The sequence below is a fragment of the Aeromicrobium sp. genome (assembly GCF_014378035.1).
In the GTDB taxonomy this organism is placed as follows: domain Bacteria; phylum Actinomycetota; class Actinomycetes; order Propionibacteriales; family Nocardioidaceae; genus Aeromicrobium.
Map to the genome: position 1 here is coordinate 17726 of NZ_JACMOM010000093.1, position 10307 is coordinate 28032.

Annotated in this window: 11 protein-coding genes; 5 read left to right on the forward strand and 6 right to left on the reverse strand. The window is 68.0% G+C overall.

Annotated features, from left to right (window positions below; genetic code table 11):
- Positions 1-116 precede the first annotated feature (116 nt).
- Positions 117-755: a VOC family protein gene (locus H7290_RS05050; RefSeq protein WP_290512924.1), complete on the forward strand. Its 639-nt coding sequence runs from the start codon at positions 117-119 to the stop codon at positions 753-755.
- Positions 756-770: 15 nt separating this feature from the next.
- On the opposite strand, the gene H7290_RS05055 is transcribed toward H7290_RS05050, so the two are convergent.
- The 3 genes from H7290_RS05055 to H7290_RS05065 form a co-directional block, all read right to left on the reverse strand.
- Positions 771-1469 (reverse strand): bifunctional 2-polyprenyl-6-hydroxyphenol methylase/3-demethylubiquinol 3-O-methyltransferase UbiG, encoded by a 699-nt coding sequence (locus tag H7290_RS05055; RefSeq protein WP_290512925.1) that lies wholly within the window; start codon positions 1467-1469, stop codon positions 771-773.
- 74 nt (positions 1470-1543) lie between these two features.
- The gene (locus H7290_RS05060) at positions 1544-2491 is read right to left on the reverse strand and encodes an NAD-dependent epimerase/dehydratase family protein (protein WP_290512926.1); all 948 of its coding nucleotides are present in this window, start codon (positions 2489-2491) and stop codon (positions 1544-1546) included.
- Complete coding sequence (locus H7290_RS05065; protein WP_290512927.1) at positions 2488-3510, reverse strand: glycosyltransferase; 1023 nt, start codon at positions 3508-3510, stop codon at positions 2488-2490. Before H7290_RS05065 ends, H7290_RS05060 begins: the two co-directional genes overlap by 4 nt.
- Before the next feature lie 160 nt (positions 3511-3670).
- Here H7290_RS05065 and radA point away from each other — a divergent pair, with 160 nt between their 5' ends.
- Positions 3671-5044 (forward strand): DNA repair protein RadA, encoded by a 1374-nt coding sequence (radA, locus tag H7290_RS05070; protein ID WP_290512928.1) that lies wholly within the window; start codon positions 3671-3673, stop codon positions 5042-5044.
- A 38-nt stretch (positions 5045-5082) separates the two neighbouring features.
- Positions 5083-6183, forward strand: a complete 1101-nt coding sequence (disA, locus tag H7290_RS05075) for a DNA integrity scanning diadenylate cyclase DisA (RefSeq protein WP_290512929.1) — start codon at positions 5083-5085, stop codon at positions 6181-6183.
- A gap of 4 nt (positions 6184-6187) precedes the next feature.
- On the opposite strand, the gene H7290_RS05080 is transcribed toward disA, so the two are convergent.
- Complete coding sequence (locus tag H7290_RS05080) at positions 6188-6898, reverse strand: hypothetical protein (RefSeq protein WP_290512931.1); 711 nt, start codon at positions 6896-6898, stop codon at positions 6188-6190.
- A gap of 46 nt (positions 6899-6944) precedes the next feature.
- Between H7290_RS05080 and H7290_RS05085 the strand changes: the two genes are divergently transcribed.
- On the forward strand, positions 6945-7841 hold the full coding sequence (locus tag H7290_RS05085; RefSeq protein ID WP_290512932.1) for an A/G-specific adenine glycosylase: 897 nt from the start codon (positions 6945-6947) through the stop codon (positions 7839-7841).
- A 17-nt stretch (positions 7842-7858) separates the two neighbouring features.
- Here H7290_RS05085 and H7290_RS05090 read toward each other — a convergent pair whose 3' ends face one another.
- A complete protein-coding gene (locus H7290_RS05090) occupies positions 7859-8410 on the reverse strand; it encodes a TetR/AcrR family transcriptional regulator (RefSeq protein WP_290512933.1) in 552 nt (183 codons plus the stop codon).
- A 64-nt stretch (positions 8411-8474) separates the two neighbouring features.
- On the opposite strand from H7290_RS05090, the gene H7290_RS05095 reads away from it, so the two are divergent.
- On the forward strand, positions 8475-8801 hold the full coding sequence (locus H7290_RS05095; protein WP_290512934.1) for a multidrug efflux SMR transporter: 327 nt from the start codon (positions 8475-8477) through the stop codon (positions 8799-8801).
- A 67-nt stretch (positions 8802-8868) separates the two neighbouring features.
- Here H7290_RS05095 and H7290_RS05100 read toward each other — a convergent pair.
- A partial coding sequence (locus H7290_RS05100; RefSeq protein ID WP_290512935.1) for an AAA family ATPase occupies positions 8869-10307 on the reverse strand: 1439 nt, incomplete at its 5' end.

Sequence of the window (10307 nt, forward strand, 5' to 3'; positions counted from 1 at the left end):
TGAAAACTGAGTGAGTCCAGCGATTTTCTGACCGGACTGCCCCTACACCACCCCGGTCCTTCGACCGACCGGGACCCCCCGAACGGTCGCGTTCCCGCGTCAGGCAACAATGCCGTATGCACCTCGATCACGTCTCGTTCGCCGTTGGCCCCGATGGTCTCGCCGGCACGACTGCAGAGCTCGGTCGGTTGATGGACGCCACGTTCCTCGACGGCGGCGCCCACCCCAGGTTCGGCACCCGCAACATGATCCTGCCCCTCAAGAACCACCAGTACCTCGAGGTCGTGGAGGCGCTGGACCACCCGGCCTCCGACAAGGCTGCCTTCGGGCAGGCCGTCCGTGAGCGCTCCGACGCCGGCGGCGGCTGGATGGCGTGGTGCGTCTCGGTCGACGACATGACCGAGGTCGAGCATCGCATCGGACGTCACGCCGTGGCCGGCAACCGTCGCCGCCCCGACGGGTTCAACCTGGAGTGGCGCCAGATCGGCACCAGCAGCATGCGCGCCGACCCGCAGCTCCCCTACGTCACCTGCTGGGACATCGACCCGTCCGAGCACCCTTCACAGATGGCAGAGGCCACCGTGGGTCTGACCTCGCTCGACATCGCGGGATCACCACAGCGGTTGGCCGACTGGTTGGGCGAGCCGTTGATCGACGCGCTCGAGGACATCGAGGTCAACTGGACCGCGCCCAACGGCCTGCCCGGCATCATGTCTGCGACGTTCTCCACGCCGAATGGCGACGTCCGGATCTGACCGGCGAGTCCCGGCTCAGCCCACGTGGGCGCGGAGCATGAGCGAGACGCCCGGCATCCGACCCACCGGCAGGTAGCGTTCCAGCGCGACGATGCCGTGCAGGAGCCGGTTCAGCGGCGGCGAGACCGATTCGATGTCGCTGCCCGCATTCGCCGGACGCTTGCGCTTCCAGGCGATCGCCGGACGCAGGAGCACGTTCCAGGACCAGACCTCCTCGATGGTGAATCCGGCTTCCTCGAAGAGCTTCGACAACGACTCGCGGGTATAACGACGCACATGGCTCACCGCGACGTCATGATCGCTCCAGAGCCGTGGGTCAGCGGGCACGGCTATCAGCACGCTTCCGCCGGGCTTGAGGACCCGTTTGATCTCCTGGGCCACCGTCGCGTCGTCCTCGATGTGCTCGAGCACATCGAACGAGATCGCGAGGTCGAAGTGGTCATCCGGCAACGGCAGCTTCGTCGCGTCGGCACGCATGACCTTGATGCCGCGATCCTTGGCCAACAGGGCTCCCGACTCGTCGTACTCCAGAGCGAAGGACTCCCATCCGTGCTCCTCGAGCACCGTGGTGTTGCGACCGGCAGCGGCCCCGATGTCGAGGGCGCGACCCGCCGACAACGTCCTGAGCTCACGTGCGATCAGGACGCGACGCTCCCGGAACCACCAGTGGCTCTCCTCGATCTCGGCCATCTGCTTGATCTCCACTGGGTCCATGCTCGAACCCTAACGCAGGCGGGCAGGCGTCCAGACGCGCGCGCCCGGGCCTGCTGGCGCTTCGACGCGGGACCTCAGACGAGGGCCAGCGCACCATCGCCCAGCCGCCGCAGCAGGTCCTGCTGGACGAGCGCGATGCCCACCTCCAGGGAGGTCGGCGGCGCGCCGCGGCCGACCCCTTCCTCCGACGCGGTCAGTCGCAGATCGAGAATGAATGGCCCGTCCCCGAGCGTGTGGATCAACGGAATTCTGCGACCCGTCACGTTGCCCACCATCGTGACCACCTCGGCGATGCTCGTCGAGCGTCCAGAGCAGACGACCCGTCGTGTCGCACCTGCCGTGCCGGCGGCGGCAGACGCAGAGGCCATGCGGAACACGTCCGCCGTCACGAGATGCGCCGCGTCGTCGACGTAGATGTAGTCACGCAGTGTCGACAGGGGGGCGAAGATCGTGGCCGGACGATTGAGCAGGGCGCACAGGCACAGCTGGGTGATGAGTCCCTGCTGCTTCGTCAGGTCCTGCCCCGGGCCGTAGACGTTGGCCAGACGCCCGATGGTCACCGGCAGGTGCGGCGCGAGGAGCTCCAACGCGAGGTCTTCCTGCTCGAGCTTGGTCCGTCCGTACGCGTTCAACGGCTGCGTCGCGGTGTCAGCGCGGAACGGTGGGTCCAGGGAACCTGCGTAGACACCGCCCGCGGACGACACGAGATAGAAACCCCCGCCCTCTCGTCGCAGCACGTCGGAAGCGCGGAGACAGAACGACCGGAACACGGCCAGCTCGTCGTCGAGGGTGGACTGGCTCGTGTGCATGACCCCGGCGCCGGCGGCCCAGACGAGGCCCCACTGGTCGTCAGCGACCCACTCGACGAAGCGGTCGAGCTCTGCGTGAAGGATCGGTGCCGCGCCCGGGGTGCCCCAGGGGACGGGTGCCGCGGAGAACGTCTCCAGGTCACCGGACCGCACGATCGCGGAGCCGACGAGGCCGCCGGCACCAACGACCCACGCCTTGATCCGGCCGGTCACTCGTTGCCCGGGCGCTCGATCGCACCGGGGAAGGCCGTGGCCGGGTCACGGATCACGAGGTAGCTCGACCGACCCATCGACCGGGACGCCATCATGCCGAGGTACTCCGCGATGACGCCCAGCGACAGGAGGATGAGACCCACGCCGATCAGACCCCCCACGACGACTGTCGTCCATCCTCTGACGTCGACCACGCCGAACAGCCTCTGCATGATGAGGACCGTGCCGAGCACGAAGCCGAGCACGGCCGAGGTGAGGCCGATACCCGCGACGAGCCGCAGGGGCTTGGTTCCCGAGGAGAGCACGAGGCGCCAGAAGTGCGAGGCCAGACGTCTCGTCGTGTAGCTCGTGGCCGGGCGTCCCTCGGTGCGCATGGGCACGTCGACGTGGGTCACTGTCGGGATCGACCACAGGAGCGCGATGTCGAGATAGACGCCAGGCCCGATGGATGCCGCCACGATGCGTCCGACCTCACCGGCAACCAGCCGGTAGCTGTGGAAGTTGATGTCGGCGGCCTCGCTGCCGAAAAGCCACTTGAACATCGACTTCGCGACCTTCGACCCACCGTTGCGCAGCGGGCCGTGAGGGCGCTCGTTGGACGGGTTGGCGTACGCCAGCTGGGCCCTGTCGGCGTAGGCCTGGTCGAGCATCGTGCCGATGTGGGAGGGGTCGTGCTGACCGTCCTCGTCGATCGTGACGATCCAGTCCGAGCCGGTCGCGAGCATGCCCGCACAGGTAGCCGGGTGCTGGCCGAAGTTGCGCGACAGCCAGACCGGCCGGACCCAGTCGTGTGCCGCTGCGAGCTCACGGATGACCTCGTCACTGCGGTCCTGGCCGTGGTCCCAGGCAAGGACCACGGACTCAACGATGTAGTGGAGGCCGCTGGCAGTGCGCTGCACGGACGTCAGAGGGGAGATCTCCTCGACCAACCCGGCGAGCGTCTTCTCACCGTTGTACACGGGGACCACGATCGAGATCGAGATCGGCCGACCAGCAGCGGATGGGCTCACGTTCGGCATGGGGCTGAGCAACTTTCGGGAGACGTGGATCTGCTCGGAGCACGCGCTTGGCAGACACCCCGAACATATCGCAGTGCATGCTTCGTCTCGGGAGTGTGCGGGGCTCCCTCGCGCGCTGTGTCCTGCCGCCTGTGTCCGAGGCCTGACCTAGGCTGGCACCATGGCGTCCACCAAGACAGTTCGGCCCGCCTACGCGTGTGCAGATTGCGGCTGGACGACCAGCAAGTGGGTCGGTCGTTGTGGCGAGTGCCAAGCGTGGGGCACCGTCGACATCACTGCTCCTGTGCGCACCGGGCGCACGCAGGCCGCCCCGGTCGCCAGCCCGGCCGTGCCGATCACCGAGGTCCGCATCGAGTCGGCCCGATCCATCACGTCGGGCATCAGCGAGCTCGACCGCGTGCTGGGTGGTGGTGTTGTACCCGGAGCCGTCCTGCTGCTGGCTGGCGAGCCCGGCGTGGGCAAGTCCACGCTGCTGCTCGAGGTCGCTGCGCGATGGGCTCGTGCCGGCCGCCGCACCTTGTACGTGTCCGGTGAGGAGTCGTCCGCGCAGGTCCGGCTGCGAGCCGAGCGCACCGGCGCGGTCGTCGACAACCTCTACCTCGCGGCCGAGACCGACCTCGGCGCCCTGCTCACCCACGTCGAGACGGTGCGGCCGAGCCTGCTGATCGTCGACTCGGTGCAGACCATCGGTTCGGCCGACGTCGACGGCGTGCCGGGAGGCGTCACCCAGGTGCGCGAGGTCGCGTCCGCCGTCATCCAGCGCTCCAAGCGCGACAACATCGCCACGCTTCTGGTCGGGCACGTCACCAAGGACGGCACGGTGGCCGGCCCCCGCGTGCTCGAGCACCTGGTCGACGTCGTGCTCCAGTTCGAGGGCGACCGCAGCTCGCGGCTCCGCCTGCTGCGCGCGGTCAAGAATCGTTTCGGCCCGGTCGATGAGATCGGTTGCTTCGATCTCGTCGACGACGGCATCGTCGAGGTGCCCGACCCCACCGGCCTGTTCGTGTCGCAGCACGAGAAGCCCGTGTCCGGCACCTGCGTCACGGTCACCATGGAGGGGCGGCGGCCGCTCCTCGCCGAGGTGCAGGCGCTGAGCGTCCCCACCAGCAACCCGTCGCCCCGCCGCACGTCGAGCGGCCTCGACTCGTCGCGAGTGGCCATGATCCTCGCGGTGCTGTCGAAGCACTGCGGGCTCGACCTGTCGAACCACGACGTCTACACCGCCTCCGTCGGCGGTGCGCGGCTCGTCGAGCCGTCGGTCGATCTCGCGGTGGCCATCGCGGCGCTGTCGGCCAAGACCGACCAGGTCGCCCCCCACGATCTCGTCGCCATCGGCGAGGTGGGCCTCGCGGGTGAGGTGCGCAAGGTCAGCAACGTGGCCTCCCGGCTCCGGGAGGCCGAGCGAATCGGTTTCAGGCGGGCGATCGTGCCGGCCGGATCTGAAGGTCTGGACGGCTTCACCGGATCGCTCATCATCACGGGAGTTCACGACATTCGCGAAGTGATGGCCTGTCTCAATCTGGTACCCCGGTAGACATACACTGTGTGCCAACACGACAGGGGAAATAGGCCATGAGCACAGCTGCTGAGCGCAACGCAGACAAGCTCGAGGCTGCTGTGCGCCTGCGCGCCACACTGGCCTCCGTCGCTCCCGGCACCGCGCTGCGCGAAGGACTCGAGCGCATCCTGCGCGGCCGAACGGGCGCCCTGATCGTGGTCGGCAACGAGCGAGCGGTCGCGGCGATGTCCACGGGTGGCTTCGCTCTCGACATCCCCTTCACCGCCACAGGACTGCGCGAGCTTGCCAAGATGGACGGCGCCATCATCCTCGACCGCGACGCCAACCGCATTCTCATGGCCGGCGTCCACCTGATGCCCGATCCCTCGATCGTCACGGAGGAGACCGGCACGAGACACCGCACAGCCGACCGGGTGGCCCGACAGACCGGCGTACCGGTCATCTCCGTCTCTGCCTCGATGCACATCATCGCGCTCTACCTCGAAGACCTTCGTCACGTGCTCGAGGAGACTGCCGCCGTGCTCGGCCGGGCCAACCAGGCACTCCAGACGCTCGAGCGCTACCGCAACCGGCTCGATGAGGTGTCCGACGCGCTGTCGGCCCTCGAGATCGAGGACCTCGTCACGGTTCGCGACGTCTCGGCGGTCGCCCAGCGCCTCGAGATGGTCAGCCGTATCGCCGGTGAGATCGACACCTACGTGCTCGAGCTCGGCTCCGACGGTCGCCTGCTCGCGCTGCAGCTCGAAGAGCTCATCAGCGGCGTCGACGCCGAGCGCGAGCTGATCATTCGCGACTACATGCCCACGGGTCGCCGCAAAGGCACCCTCGAGGCAGTCCTCGCCCAGCTGGCGGCCATCGAGTCGACCAACCTGGTCGACCTCGGCGCGGTGGCCCGTGCGCTGCGCATCGGCACCGACGAGAATCTCGACAGCCCTTTGGCGCCGCGAGGCTACCGTCTGCTTGCCCGCATCCCGCGGCTCCCCGTCACCGTCGTCGAACGCCTCGTCGAGCACTTCGGCTCGCTCCAGAAGTTGCTTGCGGCCAGCATCGAGGACCTTCAGACCGTCGAGGGTGTCGGCGACCTGCGCGCACGAGGTGTGCGCGAAGGCCTGTCGCGCCTCGCTGAGTCGAGCATCCTCGAACGCTACGTGTGACGTTCTAGTCGGCCGGCCTGGTCGTGGTCTTGGGAGGTTTCGGTGTGGGGGTCGACGTCGACGAGGTCGGCTTCGGGGATGGTGTCGTCCCGGTGGGCTTGGGAGTCGGCCTGCGCTCGAGGGTGAACGTCGTCCGGCCCGGTTCGCCACCGAGAGTGCCGACCTGCACGGTGTACTTGCGCGGCGCCGCGTAGTCCTCCGTGGGGGAACAGCCGCCGCCTGACCCGCGACCTGACCACTGCGCGGTGACCAGGGACGCCCATCGGGGCGACAGGGACACCGGGTCGGCGAGCAGTGACTCCCTGCACACCGTGGAGTCCCAGATCGCAGACTTGCCGGCGCTGATCACGGCGACAAGGTTGGCGTCGGAGGGCGTCAGCGTGCACGGCTTGGTGTCGGTCGAGCTGACCACCAGGCCGATCTTGACGGCCCCTCCGGCGAGCTGCCCGGAGTCGACCGTCGGGGTGATGCGGACCTTCTCGGGGTCGCACGCGCGGCGGGCGCTCACCAGACTGACGTTGACCACCCCGTCGACCGGGGCGGCTGCGGTCGGTGTGGTCGGGGAGCCGGTGGTCGCCGTGGGGGTGGGGTCCGTGGTCGGCTTGCCGTCATCGCCGGCCGTGAGCCGAAGCACGACCCACACGACACCTATCGCCAGCGCGAGGAGCAGGAGACGCCGGCGCCAGTAGATCTTGGCAGGCAGTCGCTGGCTCACGGGCCCACGCTAGCCGCGACCCGTGTCGTGCGAAGATCGACGCGCCATGACGCTTCACGCCGCCCCTTTCAGCACAGGCCAGCTGGGCCAGCTGCACGAGGACGTCATGAGCTGGTTCGCCTTGGCGGCACGCGACCTTCCGTGGCGCAGGGACACTTCTGCGTGGGCGGTGATGGTCTCAGAGTTCATGCTCCAGCAGACCCCCGTGGCACGGGTGCTGCCGGTCTATCACGCCTGGATGAGGCGGTGGCCGACCCCGGCGTCGCTGGCGGCAGATCCACCCGGAGAGGCGGTCCGGGCGTGGGGGCGGCTCGGCTACCCGCGCCGTGCCCTGCGGCTGCACGCGGCAGCAGTGGCCATCGTCGAGCGGCACGACGGTGGCGTCCCCGACTCTGTCGACGATTTGCTGGCTCTTCCCGGCGTGGGCGCCTACACGGCGGCAGCCGTCATGTCGTTCGCCTTCGAGGGTCGCGAGGTCGTGCTCGACACCAACGTCCGGCGGGTTTTCGCCCGCCTCGTGGCCGGCGACCAGCTGCCTTCCACCTCCGTCACCGTCGCCGAGCGAGATCTCGCGGCCTCGCTGATGCCCCTGCACGATGCACACCGATGGGCTGCAGCGACGATGGAGCTGGGGGCGCTGATCTGCACGGCCAGGTCGCCCCGGTGCGAGCAGTGCCCGGTGGCGTCACTCTGCCGCTGGCGGGCAGCCGGCTACCCGGAGTTTGACGGGGATCGTCGACCCACCCAGTCGTGGGAAGGCACCGACCGGCAGTGCCGGGGGCGGCTGCTGGCCGTTCTCCGCGACGCGGCTGACCCTGTGTCGAAAGCGACGCTCGACCTGGTGTGGACCGACGAGACACAGCGGGAGCGTGCGCTCGACGGGCTCGTCGCCGACGGGCTGGTCGAGCCTGCCGGCGAGAACACCTTCTCGCTCCCCCGCTGACCCGCGGGCCTCTTGCGTCAGGCGAGCGCCCGCGCGAGGTCACCGACGACCTCACCCGCCTCGGCATCGTCGTCCAGCGGCCTGTCGAGGAACAACCCGTTGAACGTCGCGTCAATCAGCAACGCCAGCCGCGACGCACGTGCAGGTGTGGTCCCGGAATGCTGCAGGTGGCCGGCGACCGCCTCGATCCACACGGCGTTGGACTGGCGGATCGACGTCGCGTAAGGCTCGCGCCCGAACAATCCGAGCGCCGCTGCCTCGACGTACATGCGCTGGCATCGCTGAACATCTCGCCGGGTGAACGTGGCCCAGAGGTCGAGCACCGCACGGCGTGTCGAGGGCGAAGCAGGCATGGCGTTGATGATCGCCGTCGACCGGATGTTCGAGGTCGCGAGGACCTCGGTGATGAGCGCGTCCTTGGATCCGAAGTGATAGATCAACATGCGGTCGCTGGTGTCGAGGTCGGCGGCCAATGGGCGCAGGCTCAGGCCGATGAGGCCATGGGCAAGCGCATAGTCGGTTGCCCGCTCCGTCAGCTGCTCCCGCTTGCTCAGCACCGGTTCGCTCATCAACAGAACTGTAGCATCTGCTACAGTTTTCGTGTAGCGCCTGCTACATAGCTCAGGAGAAATCATGTTCGTCGCCGCCGCACTGCTTGCGGTCGCCATCGCCACCGAGGTGCTCGCGACCGCCGCCCTTCCACGGGCGCAGGGATTCACCGACCCACGCTGGACGGCGATCGTGGTGGCCGGCTATGCCCTGTCGATCTGGCTGCTGACGATCGTCGTGAAAGAGATACCGGTCTCCGTGACCTACGCGATCTGGGCCGGCCTCGGCACCGCCGCGATAGCCGTCGTCGGCGTCGTCTTCCTTGATGAGCCAGTCAGCATCGCGAAGGTCACGGCACTCGCGATGATCGTCGGCGGAGTCGTGCTGCTGAACTTTCAGGGCGCTCACTGACAGTCGCGTCCTCACAACCGACGAAGCCCCCGCTGCAGGCAGCGGGGGCTTCGTCAGGTCGTACAGGCTATTCGGCTCCGGCCTCGACAGCTGCCGGCGGCGGCACCTCCGGCAGTTCGGGCTCGGCCTTGGCACGGCCCTCGAACGTGAACACCGCTTCGATGCCCTCGCCCTCGACGCCGACCAGCACCAGCTGACCAGGACGGATCTCTCCGTAGAGGAGCTTCTCGGCCATGACGTCCTCGATCTCGCGCTGCACGGCACGCCGCAACGGGCGCGCGCCAAGCAGCTTGTCGAAACCGCGCTCGGCAAGTAGCGACTTGGCCTCGGTCGTGAGCTCGATGCCCATGTCCTTCTCGGCCAGCCGCTTCTCCAGCGACTCGATCATCATGTCGACCATCTGCAGGATCTCCTCCTGCGTCAGCTGCGGGAAGACGATGATCTCGTCGACTCGGTTCAGGAACTCGGGACGGAAGTGCTGCTTGAGCTCCGTCTTGACCCGATCGCGCATCTTGGCGTACGACCCCGCCACGTCTCCGGCCTGGCTGAAGCCCAGGTTGACGCCCTTGGCGATCTCGGTCGAGCCGAGGTTGGTCGTCATGATGATCACGGTGTTCTTGAAGTTGATGACGCGGCCCTGGCCATCGGTCAGGTGGCCCTCCTCGAGGATCTGCAACAGCGAGTTGAAGATATCGGGGTGGGCCTTCTCGATCTCGTCGAACAGCACGACCGAGAACGGCTTTCGGCGCACCTTCTCGGTGAGCTGACCGCCCTCTTCGTAACCGACGTAGCCGGGAGGCGAACCGAAGAGGCGCGAGACCGTGTGCTTCTCGCTGTACTCGCTCATGTCGAGCTGGATGAGTGAGTCCTCGTCGCCGAACAGGAAGTTGGCGAGCGCCTTGGACAGCCACGTCTTGCCGACACCCGAGGGCCCGGCAAAGATGAACGATCCGCCCGGACGCTTGGGATCCTTGAGACCGGCACGGGTGCGCCGAATGGCCCGCGACAGCGCCTTGATGGCCTGCTCCTGGCCGATGACGCGCTTGTGGAGCTCGTCCTCCATGTTGAGGAGTCGGCTGGACTCGGCCTCGCTGAGCTGGCCGACCGGGATGCCGGTGGCCTTGGCGAGCACCTCGGCGATGAGCTGCTCGTCGACGACCGCGACGGAGTCGAGGTCGCCAGACTTCCACGCCTTCTCACGCTCGCCCTTCGCGCTGATGAGCTTCTTCTCCTCGTCGCGCAGGGAGGCTGCCGCCTCGAAGTCCTGCGCGTCGATGGCACCCTCCTTGCGGCGGCGCACGTCAGAGATCTTGTCGTCGAACTCCTTGAGCTCGGGCGGCGTCGCCATGCGGCGGATGCGCAGACGGGCGCCAGCCTCGTCGATGAGGTCGATCGCCTTGTCGGGCAGGAACCGGTCGGAGACATAGCGGTCGCCCATCGTCGCCGCGGCCACGAGGGCCTCGTCGGTGATGGAGACGCGGTGGTGCGCCTCGTAGCGGTCGCGCA